General features: G+C 64.2%; 16 protein-coding genes and 1 pseudogene. All 17 read right to left on the bottom strand.

Annotated elements, in window-relative coordinates; genetic code table 11:
• Positions 1–107: 107 nt before the first annotated feature.
• Positions 108–1,136: a c-type cytochrome biogenesis protein CcsB gene (gene ccsB / locus KEC56_RS11795; RefSeq protein WP_175988817.1), complete on the bottom strand. Its 1,029-nt coding sequence runs from the start codon at positions 1,134–1,136 to the stop codon at positions 108–110.
• 69 nt (positions 1,137–1,205) lie between these two features.
• A complete protein-coding gene (locus tag KEC56_RS14060; RefSeq protein ID WP_227531105.1) occupies positions 1,206–1,886 on the bottom strand; it encodes a M23 family metallopeptidase in 681 nt (226 codons plus the stop codon).
• Between the two features lie 209 nt (positions 1,887–2,095).
• Complete coding sequence (resB, locus tag KEC56_RS11785) at positions 2,096–3,775, bottom strand: cytochrome c biogenesis protein ResB (RefSeq protein ID WP_175988815.1); 1,680 nt, start codon at positions 3,773–3,775, stop codon at positions 2,096–2,098.
• Positions 3,756–4,520, bottom strand: a complete 765-nt coding sequence (locus KEC56_RS11780; RefSeq protein ID WP_175988813.1) for a cytochrome c biogenesis CcdA family protein — start codon at positions 4,518–4,520, stop codon at positions 3,756–3,758. Before KEC56_RS11780 ends, resB begins: the two co-directional genes overlap by 20 nt.
• The gene (locus tag KEC56_RS11775; RefSeq protein WP_175988811.1) at positions 4,517–5,176 is read right to left on the bottom strand and encodes a TlpA family protein disulfide reductase; all 660 of its coding nucleotides are present in this window, start codon (positions 5,174–5,176) and stop codon (positions 4,517–4,519) included. The genes KEC56_RS11780 and KEC56_RS11775 overlap by 4 nt, the downstream gene beginning before the upstream one ends.
• A gap of 811 nt (positions 5,177–5,987) precedes the next feature.
• A complete protein-coding gene (locus tag KEC56_RS11770; RefSeq protein ID WP_227531104.1) occupies positions 5,988–6,629 on the bottom strand; it encodes a M23 family metallopeptidase in 642 nt (213 codons plus the stop codon).
• Positions 6,630–7,024: 395 nt separating this feature from the next.
• Positions 7,025–8,629, bottom strand: a complete 1,605-nt coding sequence (lnt, locus tag KEC56_RS11765) for an apolipoprotein N-acyltransferase (RefSeq protein WP_308013013.1) — start codon at positions 8,627–8,629, stop codon at positions 7,025–7,027.
• A complete protein-coding gene (locus KEC56_RS11760) occupies positions 8,630–9,568 on the bottom strand; it encodes a cytochrome c oxidase assembly protein (protein WP_227531182.1) in 939 nt (312 codons plus the stop codon).
• Between the two features lie 206 nt (positions 9,569–9,774).
• Positions 9,775–10,110 carry a DUF6804 family protein gene (locus KEC56_RS11755; protein ID WP_175988803.1) on the bottom strand — a complete coding sequence of 112 codons (336 nt, stop codon included), beginning with the start codon at positions 10,108–10,110 and terminating at the stop codon, positions 9,775–9,777.
• Positions 10,107–10,643, bottom strand: coding sequence for a signal peptidase II (gene lspA, locus KEC56_RS11750; protein ID WP_175988801.1), 537 nt, complete (start codon positions 10,641–10,643; stop codon positions 10,107–10,109). Before lspA ends, KEC56_RS11755 begins: the two co-directional genes overlap by 4 nt.
• The gene (locus KEC56_RS11745) at positions 10,636–11,058 is read right to left on the bottom strand and encodes a hypothetical protein (protein WP_175988799.1); all 423 of its coding nucleotides are present in this window, start codon (positions 11,056–11,058) and stop codon (positions 10,636–10,638) included. Before KEC56_RS11745 ends, lspA begins: the two co-directional genes overlap by 8 nt.
• 154 nt (positions 11,059–11,212) lie before the next feature.
• Positions 11,213–11,281: pseudogene (locus KEC56_RS14055) on the bottom strand (TFIIB-type zinc ribbon-containing protein); the annotation flags it as partial.
• Between the two features lie 48 nt (positions 11,282–11,329).
• Positions 11,330–12,238 carry a cation diffusion facilitator family transporter gene (locus KEC56_RS11735; protein ID WP_227531103.1) on the bottom strand — a complete coding sequence of 303 codons (909 nt, stop codon included), beginning with the start codon at positions 12,236–12,238 and terminating at the stop codon, positions 11,330–11,332.
• A 16-nt stretch (positions 12,239–12,254) separates the two neighbouring features.
• Positions 12,255–13,268, bottom strand: coding sequence for an NAD(P)-binding domain-containing protein (locus tag KEC56_RS11730; protein WP_227531102.1), 1,014 nt, complete (start codon positions 13,266–13,268; stop codon positions 12,255–12,257).
• Positions 13,265–13,930, bottom strand: coding sequence for a DsbA family protein (locus KEC56_RS11725; protein ID WP_227531181.1), 666 nt, complete (start codon positions 13,928–13,930; stop codon positions 13,265–13,267). Before KEC56_RS11725 ends, KEC56_RS11730 begins: the two co-directional genes overlap by 4 nt.
• Positions 13,931–14,016: 86 nt before the next feature.
• A complete protein-coding gene (locus KEC56_RS11720; RefSeq protein WP_175988795.1) occupies positions 14,017–14,454 on the bottom strand; it encodes a hypothetical protein in 438 nt (145 codons plus the stop codon).
• 155 nt (positions 14,455–14,609) lie between these two features.
• The gene (locus KEC56_RS11715) at positions 14,610–15,203 is read right to left on the bottom strand and encodes a copper resistance CopC family protein (RefSeq protein WP_227531101.1); all 594 of its coding nucleotides are present in this window, start codon (positions 15,201–15,203) and stop codon (positions 14,610–14,612) included.
• Positions 15,204–15,340: the final 137 nt, after the last annotated feature.

Below are 15,340 nucleotides of genomic sequence, written 5' to 3'. Positions count from 1 at the left end.
CGCCGCCCGACTGCCTGCTCATCGGAGGTCTTGCACTCCTGTGGGACCGAGCTCGAGTGCACGCCCTTTCAGCGCCTAATGGCCATCGTCTCGTCGGAACCTCAAGGTCACGAGAGACCGGAGTAAGAGTGCAGGCCCTGAAAGTACATGTTGACGATCGTGAAGTTGAACAGCACAGCGACGAAGCCGACGATGGACAACCACGCCGAGGGGGATCCGCGCCAACCGCGGGTAGCTCTGGCGTGGATGTAGCCGGCGTAGAGCACCCAGATCACGAACGTCCAGACCTCCTTGACGTCGAAGCCCCAGTAGCGGCCCCACGAGTCGTTCGCCCAGATCGCGCCGGCGATCAGGGTAAAGGTCCAGAACATGAATCCGACGATCGCGAACCGGTACGCGAGAGTTTCCAGCGCATCCGCCGCGGGCAGCGTGTTCAGGAAGCTCGACCGGGGAGTTCGGTGAGCGTCGGTCGACGCTCGTGCGAGTCGGCGTGCCTTCCGGTTCTGCAGTAGTTGTGTGATGGATATGCCGCATGCGATGGCGAACAACGCGGTGGCGAGGGATGCGACGAAGACGTGGATGACGAGCCAGATGCTCTTGAGGGGATCCATCAACGGGACGACCTCGACGTAAAAGCTGATCGTGGCGCCACCGAGAAGGAGCACGATCATGCCGATAAGGAACGCGCCGAGGAAGCGGAGGTCGTAACGTCGTAGTACGGCGATGTAGACGGCGACGATCAGGACGGTGCCAGTGAGGGCGAACTCGTACATGTTCGCCCAGGGGACGCGTTCGGCGGCGATGCCGCGGGTGACGGTTCCGGCCAGATGGAACACGAATGCGAGCGCCGTCAGCGAGGTCCCGATTCTCGCCCACAACAGGCGCGGCCTCTGCGACGGCGGAACCAGGATACTGTCTGGTGACTCCGGCGGATCCTGAAGGTCCAGAGGCGCGGGAGTGCGTGCGGGACTGCCTGCTCCGGTGAGCTCCCGTTCACGTTGCGGCACGGTTGTGCGGGCGGCGCGTTGGGCGAGGTCGATAGTGAAGGCGACGAACGCCAACAGATAGGTGGCGATGGCAGTCCAGACGAGCAGAAGGGAGATGCTGTCGAGGGAGAGCGGGTCGACGTCATTCATTGCGAATCATGCTCCAGATCAAGGGGGCGGTTACGGGCGAGTGTGTGGTGGGCCGGCGGGAGGGACATATCAGCCTGCGTTCGCTTCGAGCCAGCTCAGCGAGTCAACGGCTTGTCCGTCGATGTACACCTCGAAATGGAGGTGGTTTGCGGTAGACCGTCCGGTGCTGCCGACGAGGCCGATCAGTTGTCCCGCCGATACGGTCTGGCCGACGCCGACCTGACGGCTTCCGGTGCGCATGTGCGGGTACACGGTGCTGACGCGCCTTCCGTTCACGACCGATTCCAGGACGATTGCAACACCATACGCGGAGTAGCTATCCTGGGAGACCCGCACGACCCCGTCGAGTGCCGCGAAGACGGGTGTCCCGCCCTCGGCCAACATGTCGGTGCCCATGTGCGCACCGGCGCGTGCCCCGAAGCGGTCGCCGACCGTGAAGGGTCCGCCCAAGGGCCAGCGCACGAGACCGCTTCCTGGGGAGACCATGCTGAAGTCGAAGCGGGTCGAGGCGGCCTGGGCGTTGGCTGTCGCTCTGGCGGCGGCAGCCTCGTCAGCCTTCTTCTTCGCGATCTCATCTGGCGTCGTCGCCGAGAAGGTGCCCCGCTGGAGCGGAGTCGGCGATACATCGGAGGCGACAACCAAGGATTCTGACTCTTCCGCGGCGACCTGTTGAAGAGTCAGCGAATCTGCGGCATCCACGGGAGGGCTCGCATACGCGGGAAGGGCGAAGGCGGCGACAAGCGCGCCCACCGCAGTAAAGATCGTCGCCTTCTGCGCGGACCGGTTGACGCGTGACTTCTGGCGGGATCGCCGTAGCACCTTGCGGTGACGCGATCTTGGACGGACGGGGCCCTGATCGTTGCGACGGAGAACTCGCCGCGTCGTCGTGTGGTTCTGGGGCAGGGTCGACGGGGGCGAGCCGGTATCGACATGCGTGCTCTTTCGTGGGCGGTGTATCTTCACAGTGACTTCTCCGGTGTCTCGTTTCGCAGCCCGGCCGCGTGATGCATCGCGAGATCGTCGACCGCGCGCTGCAGAGCCGGGTCATCCCCTCGTGCAAGCCCCGCATACTCGATTCGCACGCCAGATGCGCTCGGTTGCGCCTTGACCCAGAGACGACGGCGAGGAACGAAGAGTCCAGCGAAGAGCCCCAGCGTTGCGAGTACGGAGAATCCCAGCACCCAGCCGCTACTGGGATCGTTCTGTATCTGAAGCGATGCAAACCGCTTCACCGGCTTATCTTCGGAGACGGACTCCCATGTCACCGTCCCCCAACCCTTCGGCAGATCTACCGTTGCGCCAGGGGTCAGCTCGAGGGAGTCCTGACTGCTCTCCCCGCCGGTGTGCTGGGTGAGCCCACTCACGTCGAGCGTGTACACGGACCGTGGCGTGCCGTCGTCGATGCCGAGATCACCGCTGAAGACGTTGAACGTCAGTACTGGCTTGACGACGTCCGGGTAGATCGAGGTGTATGCGCCCGAGTCCAGCACGCCGCGTGTGGGATAGAAGAACCCGACGAGCCCGACTTGCTCGGGCAGACCATCCGGAACCTTGATGATGCCAAGCGACGTCATGTTCGAGTCCTGAGGTAGGAAGGGCTGCGATTCGCTGTAGACGACCTCTCCGTCGGCGTTGCGGACAGTGATCGTGGGGGCGTAGCCGTTCCCGAGCAAGAAGATTCGGTCGCCTTCGACAGTGATCGGGTAGTTCACGATCACGTTCTGCTTGCGGTCTTCCCTGCCGAACTGGCGGATCGTGACCTGCGCGTCGAAATCTCCGGCTTGTCCTGCTCCTGCGCTCCCCGGAAGTCGGTACGAGACCCCGAACGTGTCGAGTGTCAGTGAGTAGGGGGCAAGACCTGTGCCGTCGACGAAGCGTCCCGGGTTGAAGGAGGAGTAGTCGCTGAGCGCGTTGACGAAGGTCGTGCCTTCCACGACGACGCGTTGCCCGGTGTAGGCGAACGATCCTCCGATCGCGACGGAGACGAGAACACCGACGAGGGCGAGGTGGAAGATCAGGTTGCCCGTCTCTCGCAGATATCCCCGTTCGGCGGACACGGAGAAGGTGCCGCGCGCATCATAGCGCTCCACCCGGTATCCGGCTTTCCGCAACTGTTCTGCGGCGAGGTCGACCGCGGTCGTCGCCGTGACGTCGCCGGCGCCCGGGAGGGTAGCCTCGGCGAATGCTGGCAGCCGATTGAGCCTGGCCGGGGTGCGGGGAGGGCGCGAGCGCAGCGCTTTGTAGTGGTACTTTGCGCGCGGAATGACACACCCGATCAGCGAGGTGAACAACAACAAGTAGATCGCGGAGAACCAGGGCGAGAGGTACACGTCGAACAGTCCGACGGCATCTGCGATCGGGAACGCATCTGGATTGTTTCTCTCCCATTGGGTGACGCCATTCGGATCGGCACTGCGCTGCGGGAACAGCGACCCGGGGACCGCGGCGATGGCGAGCAGGAGGAGCAGAAGGAGCGCGGTGCGCATGCTGGTCAACTGGCGCCATGCCCAGCGGAGCCATCCGATGAACCCTAAATGTGGTTGGGCGATCTCGCTAGGAACGGCAGCGTCGGCATGATCGCTGGGGCGCAGCGGATCTGTCGTCGTTTCCGTTCGGAGATCAGATCGGGAGGGGGACATTGATCACCACCTGTTGCAGTTGGGACATCAGCGTCGTCCACGCCCCGGTCACCATGAGCACGCCGAGGGCGATAAGCATTGATCCGCCGACTATGTTCAAAGCGCGGACATGACGACGCAGGAATGTCACGGACCGAGACGCCCAGCCCCATCCAGCAGCGAGGACAAGGAAAGGGATGCCCAGGCCCAGCGAGTACGCGAGTCCCAACAGCCCCGCGCGGGCTGGGTCGCCGAGATTCCACGACATCGAGATGATTGCGGCGAGAGTCGGGCCGATGCATGGAGTCCACCCGACTCCGAGAGCGAATCCGAGCAGCGGTGCCCCGATCAGGCCGGTTCTGTTCTGAATTCGTGGGCGAACGTTCCGCTGGGCGATGCCGAAGAAACCGATGAAGACGAAACCGAGAACGATGATGACAACGCCGAATGCCCGGGTGAGGACGTTGGCGTATTGCAGGAGCACGAGACCGAAGGCGCCCCCAAGCACCGTCACTGCGACGAAGACGACCGTGAAACCGGCAATGAAGAGCACAACACCCGCAAGAAGTCGGGCACGTTCGGGCGCCACTGCTCGGTCCCGCCTAGACTGGCCCACCGGTGCGATCGTCGCGCTTCCCAGATATCCGAGGTACCCCGGGACAAGCGGTAAGACGCACGGGGAGACGAACGACACCAGGCCCGCCAGGATTGCGACCGGAATGGCGACCCAGAGGGCGCCGTCGACAATCATTGCTCCGGGACTCACGGTACATCCTCGTCGAGGGTGTCACTGACCAAGGTCGACAGAATCGACGCACTGGCCAGCTGCCCGATGATCCGCGCGGCCACCCGTCCTTGCCTGTCGATGACGAGGGTCGTCGGAGTAGCCTGAATCGGCGTGGCCTGGGCAAAGGCAAGCTTGACTCTTCCGTCAACGACGTCGATCACACTCGGGTATGTGACACCGTTGTCTTTGGCGAATGAGAGCGCGGTGGCCGGCTGGTCGTAGGTGTTGACTCCGAGGAAGGATACGTCATCGTTCTGGTACTCCTGCCAGACCTGCTCGAGGAGAGGCGCTTCGACGATGCACGGACCACATGCCGCGTACCAGAAGTTGACTACCAGCACCTCGCCGCGGTAGCCGTCACTGGAAACCGACGTGCCTATCTCCGTGACACCATCGAACACGACCGGCTCGCCGCGTTCCGATTCGGGAATCTCCACGACCTGAAAGTCGCCGGCTATATATCCCTTCTCATCGCCGGCGCGGTACTGCTGCGCAAGGGAGTCATTCGGGGCGCAGGCGCCGAGCACGCTGAGGACGAGCACCGTCGTCAGCGCCGTGAGCGCCCGGCGGCGATACGCACTGCGTCTGTTAATACCGTAGGGGCGGGCGGGGGAATCTGTTTGTTCGAGGCTCATGTGAAGTCCAGGGATTGGTCCGGTTCACGGACGACGAGAGAATCGTGCGATGAGGGAAGCGGCTCTATGAGCTAGCGCATCGGAGTGCCTCCGGTTCGCAGCGAGGTGAGCGAGATCTATCCGGTCGGCTACGAGGGCGGCACCTCGCAAGGTGGCACGGTCTACGACTGTGACCGCAGTGACAGCGAGACCGGCGGGTACCGCGAGCTCAGGTTCGCGACACGCTCAACAGCGTCAGCGACGGCGCGATCGTCCGAACTCGGGAGGGTGCTACCACTGCGCATAGCGGGGCAATAAGGCTGGGCTCGCCGCGATCACGCACCTGCGGACGGTTCCACAAGCGGCGCGCGAGAATCGTGACGAGAAGTCCGCACACCAGGCCGAGGGCGCACAGGGTGAACCCGGTGGAGGCGCCTGACCACCCGGAGTGCGTGCTCATCATGAGACCGGTGTTCGCGGGAGCGCCTGCCGTGGTGCTCTCTTCTTCTGTTGCGGCGTCCGTCAACGAGCCGTGAAGCGCAATGTTCGAGCCTGTGTTGTAGGCATCCGTGGCTCTTTCAGCGCTCGCGCATGCGAGACCGAGGGCGAAGAGTAGAGCCGTGCACACGGTGAGAATGAGACCCGTTATCAGGGCACGTGCGGGTGACCGCCCGAGAGCGGGGAAGCGTGCCGGTGATGCCATCACTGCGAGCATATCCCGGCGATGGCGTCGTGCTCGAACCCGCGAATGACAATTTGATTGCCCCCAGAGAGAGGCGAGGGTCCGGAGCGCCCACGGCGCGGGGCATCCATCCATCGGTCACGCACCGACCTACCTGCCGGTGTTCTCCTGCAGCCATGCCACAGGGTCGACCTTCTCGTTCTCAGTCGTGATCTCCAGGTGCAGGTGTGCCCCGAAGCTCCTGCCCGTGTTGCCGACGAGACCGACCTTCTGTCCTGCGCTGACCTGCTGTCCCTCGGACACCATCAACGAACCGTACTGCATGTGGGCGTAGCGACTGAAGACGGTGCGACCGTCGACGACGTGTTCGATGTACACGGTCACGCCGAAGGCACCGCCTTGTTCCGTGGCGACGCGCACCACTCCATCGGCGATCGCCTGGATCTCCGCTCCCTCCCCGGGAGCAAAATCGGCGCCCTCATGCTGCCGGCCCCCACGTGGACCGTAATTGGATGAGGTGGGAACGCCGACCGGGAACGGCCACTGCACTGCGGCGCTCGGGTCGGCGAGGATGGCGCCGGTGAAGTATCTGATTCCCGCCACGGCGGCGAGATCCGCGACCGAGGCGACGCTGAAGCCGCCTTGTCTGTCCAGTTGTTCGGTGCGTATCTCGCCGGGAGTGACGAAGGCTCGGATCTGATCATCCGAAACCTTTGTCGTCTCCACGGGGGTGCGGTATCGGCTTGCGGTATCCAAGGCTGGGCCACCTGCGACGGTGGCGGGGATGGTCATCCCGACGGCGAACGACCCTGCCACCGCAAGAACGCCGATGGCGAACAGCTTCCTGCCGACGCGACGAGCGCGATTACCGGCAGGGGTAGACATCGTCAACTGCGGCGACCGCACAGGGGTGCGTGGGCAGACGGAGGGCGCCAGCGGGGTCTCGGGGCCGGTCTCCCGGTCAAGGGAGGTCCTGGTCCGTGCCTCCTCCGACTGGAGCGGCGGTTGCTCGCTCACACTCGGGACGGGTACCGCACGCTGCCGCCGGAGGGCAGCACGGGTGAGTGGACGTTCCATCTCCGCCGGCTCAGTGGCGTTCGTATCCGGTCTGCCGGTGCGATCACGACGCAGACGCTTCTCGGGACTCGAGAGGCGGGGGCCGGGCGAAGTCAAGGCGCGGGTCTCCTCTACAGCGGGTGGGGTCGACGATCGGGCTGACGTCGACGAAGATCGATGAATCCTGCGGTGGCGACGAGCGCGAGCGCCGCCGCGGGCACGAGCAAGGACAACCAGGGGCCGAGGATTACACCGGCCGTCAGCCCCGTGTGCAGCGGAACCCTGGTGATGTTGGCCGCCGCGACGTCGACGCCGATCGTGTCGACGGTTTTCCCTGCAGGATCGATGACTTGGCTGGTTCCGACCGTGGAGACATTGATCACCGACCGGCCTGTCTCGATCGCCCGCATTCGAGCGAAGGCAAGCTGCTGCACGTTCTCGTCGGAGCCGCGGAAGTCGGCGTTGTTGGTCTGGAACACGTAGAGCTCGGCACCGCTCTCGGCACCTGTGCGGATCACGTCATCGAAGATCACGTCGAAGCAGATCGCCAGGCCCACACGTGTCGTGCCCACGGTCACGATGGGTGGGTTCGTCCCGGGGGTGTATTCGCGTTGGATGAGACCGACCAGATCTGGCGCGACCTTCTCGTACAGCCACCGATCGGGGACGTACTCGCCGAAGGGCACCGGGTTCACCTTGTCGTGAAGCTGAGGTTTGTCTGCTCCGGGCGTCCACAGGATCGACGTGTTGAAGGTCTTCTCTCCGCGGGTGGTTGCGGCGTTGACCAGGAGCGGTGCTCCGGCAGCAGTGGCGATCTGCTCCAACTTCGTGGCGGTGTCGCGGTCGCGGAGCGGATCGGAGTCGACGGCTCCCTCCGGCCACACGATGAGATCCATCGGTTTCCCGTACAGTGGCTCGGTGGCCGAGGAGTATGCCCGGAGGATGTCTCCGGGTGCCTTCTCGTCGAAGTATCCGGACGGGCCGTTGCCTTGCACCCACCCGACGGTGAAGGCCCCGGCGCTGGTGGTCGGGAACTGCGGTGTCACGGCGAGGACGCCGATGATGACGACCGGGAAGAGGGATCCTTGCGGAAAGGTCAGGCCGCCGGCGCGAATCCACTGCACCAACGCGGCAGACACCACAGCAATGAGGAACGACAGCCCGGTGACGCCGATCCAGGATGCCGCTTCCGGGAACGGGCCGTTCACCTGTGTCATTCCCAGGCGCGCCCATGGGAACCCGCTGTACGGCCAGGAGCCGACGGCGACTTCGCGGGCGGTCCACAGCCCACCGATCATCACCGAAACGACGACGATCTGGATCGCGCCACGACGCGGGAAACGGCGCGTCCACCGGTAGGCGAGAGCAAGGGGGATGGCCCCGAGGCCCAGTAAGAGCGTCTCCAGGCCGGAGAGAGCAAGGCGGGGCACGGGGCCTAAGAATTGGCCCACCCAGGCGAGGTGGAGGGTGTAGAAGCCGGCGCCGAACAGGAGCCCGACCGCGACGGCACCGCCGATGCTTCGTCCGATAAGGGTCGCGAGGGAGAGCGAGACACTGATGAACGCGAGCGGCCACCATCCGACGTCGGGAGTGGACAGGTCGAGGAGCACGCCGGCGACGAGGGCGAGGGGCAGTGCGATGCGCAGGCGCAGCATCGGCGCGTCGGAGAGCCTCACGGCGTGGGCTTTGAGACCGGTTGCCGGTGGCTGGAAGCGGGGGAGCTCGGTGGTCGTCATTCAGGCGTCCTTCTTATGCAGCGTCTCAAGGTAGGCGTTGTACGCATCTAACTCGGTCGTGCCGTGCACGTCTGCGTACCGGTCTTCCGCTGCAGCACGGGCTGTGTCCTCGCGGAACCATCGATGCATCACGTACACGAGCATAAGCAAGGTGGGTGCCTCCCCGTATGACCATGCCAGTCCTCCGGCGAGGCGCTGGTCCTCGAGCGGGTCGAGACCGAGAGCCTCTGTGGGTGAGACGAACTGGGTGACGAGCATGGTGGTCGCCATCATCAGGAAGACGCCGAAGAACGCGTGCAGAGCAGCTTCGGCGAAGACATCGATCGCACGCCCGCCGTGGCTGAGCCGCATTGGTAGCGGGTCTGAGCTGAGCACGGGGATGGTGAACAGGACCCCGGCGACGAGGAATGCGACCTCGAGTGCCATATGGCCCCCGATGGTGGCGAGGATGCGGTCAGCGAGGCCTGCCAGATACAGGCCGTAGAACGCCGCCAGATAGATCGGCAGGGCCAACCAGGGGCTGAGTACCCACCGGGCTGCACGGCTACGCAACCCGGCGTGTGCTGCTCGAAGAATAACCCGTCCCACCCCGCGGTGAGGGGTGGCGCGCAGAAGGAGGGTCCCGGGGGAGCCGAGCACCAGCAGAGGAGGGATCGCCATCATCAGCGTCAACTGCTGGAACATGAACACCGACAGCAGCGCATGTCCGTAGGCCTCGACGCCAAGGCCGGTGGTACCGGCAAGTAGCACGCATCCCAGGAGGAAGCTGGCCGTGCGCCACACGGGCCACCGTCGCCCGTGGCGCCATAGACGGATCGCACCCGCCAGGTACACCACGGCCAGGACCGTCGCCAGCATCGGCAACACAGGAAGGGGGCCAGGAAGCACAGCGAAGTAGTCGGCGAGCGTCGGAGGAGATTCCGGGATCCAGGGGCTCATCGAACAGACCTCACAGCCTGGATATCGACGAGCTCCGCAGGCATCGTCGATGGACACCACCGGGCACAGCGGACGTCGCCACGGCAGCGGGCAGCTCCGGTGACGTGCACGGGTGGGCGAGCCGGGATCATCGCGGTGTTATTGCCTCCTTCTTGGCGCACCTTGCACGGGGCGCAGCACGACGCAGCAGACGATGTTGTCGACTGTCACGGCCTCGGGACCTTGACCAAACTCCCCGCAACGAGGAAGAGCACCGCAGCGGCGGGCTGCACCCCGATCCAGACGGGCCCCGTGAACGGGAACGGAAGCACAGGGTTCCAGATCACCGCTACGGCGACGAACACGGGGATCCACCACCATTGCCGTGCCTGGAACGCGAACCAACTGACTATGATCGCGAGGATCGAGGTCACGAACAGCACGACCGTCGACCAACTAGTGGTCAGCAGGACTGGTGCGAGGAAGAGCACTGCGGCAGCGATCAGGCTCGGAGCGAGCGCATTACGCTGATAGACGGATGGGGCGCGTTTCTTCTGCGTCATGATCCGTACACCTGGGCATCCTCGGCCGGTACGGACGTGGCGCCGGGCTCTTGTGATGCGGCCCGCCGGCGAATCCAGAGCCCGAGACCGAGGATGACGGCCCCAATTCCGAGGGCTATGTCGGCGAGATTGCCGATGAACCAGTTCCCGTAGGCCAGGAAGTCAGTCACATGTCCGCGTCCGAATCCGGGCGGGGAGAACAAGCGATCCAGGACGTTGCCGATGGCGCCACCGAGGATGAATCCGATTCCGGTAGCCCACCAGATGCTTCGCGAGCGCTTCGCTGCGACGAACAGCGTGACCGTGATTCCCACGCCGAGGACGGTCAACACCCATGTCACCTCGGATCCGAACGACAGGAGCGCACCTGGATTGAACGCGAGTTGCAAGCCGAGCAGGTCGCCCAGCAGTGGGATGCGCTCCGACTCGCTCAGCTCGGCAAGCGCGGCGGCCTTGCTCGCCTGATCAATGAGCACGACCAGCCCAGCGACGATGAACGCGACGGCGTATGGTGGCGTCTTCTTCTTATCCATCGGTTGAGCGCCCCTCTTTCGATGCGGCCTCGGCTCGATCTCGACGGCGCCGTTCGCGGGCAACCAACAGGGCACCGACCGCTCCCGCGGCGAGAATAAATCCAAGACCCGCCACAAAGACAACGCCAAGGAATCCGAGATCACCGCGCTCCGATCCCTGTTCATCAACCAGTTCCTGGTGCGGCTTGTCCGTGGATTCGGTCGGGGTCGGGGTCGGCGATAGCGTTTCTGTGGGAGCTGGCGTGGAACTGGCAGACCAGTTGGACGACGACGCCGCCGCGGCTTCAGCTCCGATGAACAGCAACCCGGCGCTGAGTGCCGCAACTACGACGGCCAGACGAAACGTCGACTTCCGTCTGGACGCGGTCGAGTGGGGCGTACGTGATTCGTGGGATTCAAAAGTCGAAGAGGTCACCAAGGAACCCTTCACGGCCACGACCACGCTTATGGCCACCATGGTTGTCGCGGCGGCGGTCTCGATAACTCGCATCAGGCGTCAGCGAACCCGCGCTGCGGTCGATGATCTTGTCGAGTTCGCCGCGGTCTAGCCACACGCCACGGCATTGTGGACAGTAGTCGATCTCAACGTCGGATCGGTCGGCGACCACCAGATCAGCGCCGTCAACAGGGCATTTCATCATGATTCTCCTTGGGTAGGTCTTCGGACATTGGGTGCTTCGAACTCGTCACGCGTGAGTCGCGTGCTCGTCGGGGTGAGATCTTGGCTCGATCTGGAAGGTGGAATGCTCGACGCTGACCGCGAAGTGCTCCGCAACACACTCCTGAAGCGAACGGAGAAGCGCAGACGACGCCTCCTGCGAGAGTTCATCGTCGACCACGACGTGTGCACTCAGGGTGGGCAGGTCGGTGGACACCTGTGAGGCGTGCAGATCGTGCACGTCGACGACGTGAGGCAACTCGCGCAGATGCCGGCGGACGTCCTCGAGGTCCAGCCCAGGTGGCGTGGACTCGAGAAGAACGCTCCCGGATGCACGCAGCAGAATAAGGGTGCGCGGAATGATCAGCAGCGCGATCACGATGCCCGCAACCGCATCCGCTCGGTACCAGCCGAGCGTCGCTATCAGGATCGCGCTGACGATCACTCCGACGGATCCGAGCGCATCATTCAAGACCTCGAGGAACGCCGCACGCATATTGAGGTTCGCCTTGCGTCCACTCATGAGGACAAACAGGGAAGCGATATTGGCGAGCAAGCCGACGATCCCGAAGAATAGCAAGCTGCCGGATGCGATCTCCGGGGGCTCGAACAAACGCCGCACTCCCTCGACCAGTGCGAAGATCCCGACGCCGAGAAGGAGCGCCGCCTGACCAAGTGCACCGAGGACCTCCGCTCGGCGCAGGCCCCAGGTATGACGGACGGACGGTTCCCGATTCATCAGGTGTGCCGCAGTGACGGCAAGGGCAAGGCCGATCACGTCGGTCAGCATATGCGCCGCATCTACGAGCAATGCAAGGCTGCCGGTGATGACTGCTCCAATGACTTCGATGATGAAGACCATCGACGTGATGGCGAAGGCGATGAGCAGACGCCGCCGAGGTGTCCCGACCGAGGCGTGATCATGTTGGACGCCCATACGCTTCTCCTCTTTCTCAGGGGCGATTCATGATGCGCCGTGCGATCGCGGCTGCGTCCCGCTGCGCACCGGCGAAGCTGTCTGACCCCGGTCTGCTGTAACCGGGGATACCCGCCACGAACAAGCCCGGCATTGAAGTCGCTCCGAATCGCCCGCGGCTGGCTCCCGAGCCACGGACCACCGGAGGGAGCCAATCATCACCGGGCAGATACCCGGTGGCGAAGACAACGGACTGCGGCTTCGCTCGCATCCCGTCCTCGAAGATGACGTATCCCCCGTCAGCGCCATGAGCGGGCGGCGCTATCGACACTCCGTGTTGTTGCAGCTCTGCGTGCACATCCTCGTTCAGCGGCGTGGAGCGCCGGCGCGCAAGCCACGACAAACGCCTCGTGTCCTGTTCGCGATTCGGGCGGCCCCGGGATCGGGTCGACAGTGTGACGGTGTGTGAGTGGGCGAGCTCCCGTGCGATCTGCACTCCGCTGTCCCCACCGCCGATGATCAGCACGTCGCCGTGGGGAATCTGTCGAGGAAACTGATAGTCGGCGCTGTGTATCGCAGCGCCCGGCACAGCGAGATCCGCAGCCCAGGCCGGGATCCAAGGTCGGGATGAAGAACCCGTCGCGCACACCACGTTACGGGTCTGAACCTGTCCCTCGCTGGTCGAAAGCAGGAGAGTCGAGCCGCTGCCATGAGGATCTACGCCAGCGGCGCGGATACCCCACATCACGGCCACGCCGAGCGAAGCTTCGACCGCGGCAAGGTACTCCTCCATTTCGTCCACACGCGGACGTCGGGATGGGTCGCCGGGAAGCGGTCGGCCGGCGATCGCGCTGTGGTGCGCATCGCTGAGGAGCACCATGGAATGCCAGCGTGCGGACCACGAGCGTTGGCCGTTCGTGTTCGCGTCGATGACGGTGAAATCCTTCTGCGGTATCAGACCACTGCTTCTGAGAGCGCCCGCGACTGCCAGCCCGGCATGTCCGGCACCGACGATGATCACACGACGGTGTGGCAGTCCCAGAATCGTCACTGAGTCTCCAACGCGGCCTTGATGGCGTTCTCCAGGTCGTCGAACTGCTGCAACTGGAGCTTCTCTCCATCGACGTAGAACGTCGGGGTGCTGTCGACTCCGAGGGCCTGGCCGTCGTTGAAGTCCACATCGATGCGTGCGGTCGTAGCCGGGTCAGCGACGGCCTTGTCGTATGCGGGCATGTCTAGGCCCAATTGTTCAGCGAACCCGCGGAAAACATCTGCACGTGATTCCTGGGCTTCGCCCCATTCCGCTTGGGTTTCGAACAATTCGCGGTACATGTCATCGAGTCGTCCCTGTTGCGCGGCGGCTTCGGCGGCGAGGGCAGCGTTCCTCGAGTTCAGGTGACCCGGGAGGGGAAAGTAACGGACGACGTAGGTGATCTTCCCGTCGTACTTTGCCCTCAGATCCTCCACGATCGGGTAGAAGGCGCCGCAGGCTTCACACTCGAAGTCCAGGAACTCGACCACGGTGATGGCACCTTCACCGCCGTCGTCGAGCACATGCGAGTTCTCGCGCTGGACGGGCGCGGAGGGGGCGGAACCGTCGGAGGTGGGCGGCTCCTTTCCGTTCTGATTGACGATGACGACGACGAACACGATGAGCATCAGCACTACGACGACTGCAGCAGTGACGATGCCGGCTTTCACACCAGGTTTCAACGGGTACTCCAATGACACGACGAGGACGAACGACAAGATGAGCGTGAGCTCGTGGAATCGCCGCCGTGAAGGCGGCGCATCGGACGTCAGGTTCGCGAGAGGCCGAGCTGGGTGAGGGACAATGCAGTAGTGCGCAGGGGCGAGGTGAACACCGATGCGCGGGCTAAGGGGCGCGGTCCGGCGCGGAGAGGGGAAGCCAGTTGAGGAGACCAGAACAGCCTCAGGACCAGGATGATCGCCGTAAGTCCGCAGAGGATGCCCAGGGCGCACAGAGCGACTCCTAGAGATGCGTTCACGTCTCCCGGGACAGTGACGATCTGCTGTGTACTGGGATCGACGCCGGCACCGTCGAACTCTGTCATGGCGAAGGGAACCTTCTCGCCGTTCTGGGTGTCCGTATGCCCCGTCGTGGCGGCGACACTGAAGAGCAGGAGCAGCGATAGCCCGATACTGGTAATGAGCCGCATTATCAATAACTGCTTGTGCGTTCGCGTGGGATCGGGGATCCGCAACGAACGGTGCATCCTCCGCATTGTACTCGTCCCGTGTTTGCGCTTTCTTTGAGCGGGCAGGGAACTGTCGGCCCAATGAGGCACGGGCAGGGATCACGATTGACGATGCTAGGCGTCGAGTGATGAGCAGAGACGTCTGAGAGCCCTTTGACCGCCGCCAGCCATGCCTATTCGGTGCGGCGGCGACGTGCTCGGATGAGCCAGAACGCCGCCGCAATCACGGCGGCGAGAACGAACACTCCTCCAAGCATGAAGAGAACGACAACGCCCTCGGAGGATCCGTCGGATGCGCTGTCCGTCTTCGCGGGAGTGGGGGTGGTTGCTTCGTCCTGCGCGCTCTGAGTGGGCGTGGGGGACGCCGCCACGACTGCTCCGGGTTGGGCGCGGATCCGCTCGTTCTCGCAGGCCGGCAGATCCCATCCGAGTGCAGACTCGGTGCCTTCTTCTGGTGCGTACTGGAACTCGAAGGACTCCGAGATCGGGTGGCCATCGCTGGAGACCGCGTTCCAGAGGATCGTGTAGGTCCCCGCCTCGCCGAGCGCGACCGGGGTGGTCAGTACATTCAGGTCGATGGTCGAGCACGACGTCTCGTAGTACAGGCCGTCGGGCCCCTGGACCTGAGCGAAGCTCGCCTGCCCGAAGTCGATCAGCTCGCCGCTGAAGGTAAGCGAGACCGCTTCCAGGGTTGTGACCGTATCGCCGGCGGACGGTGCGGAGTCGAGAAGGTTGTCATGGGCGGCGGCCGGGGCGGCGAACAGCAAGGTCGTGATGGCAGGGTCAAGCCCCAGGAAGTGGTGTAGCGGTCGGTGATCCTTCTGTTGTTGGTGTCGGTTAGGCGCTGAGCTCGAGGACGGTGTCGGTATTCACCTCGTTTCCGTTGTCGGCAACGAGAGTGAGG

It is taken from the genome of Microbacterium tenebrionis, assembly GCF_020682665.1.
GTDB classification, from domain to species: Bacteria; Actinomycetota; Actinomycetes; order Actinomycetales; family Microbacteriaceae; genus Microbacterium; species Microbacterium tenebrionis.
This window is presented reverse-complemented; position numbering and strand designations above follow the sequence as displayed.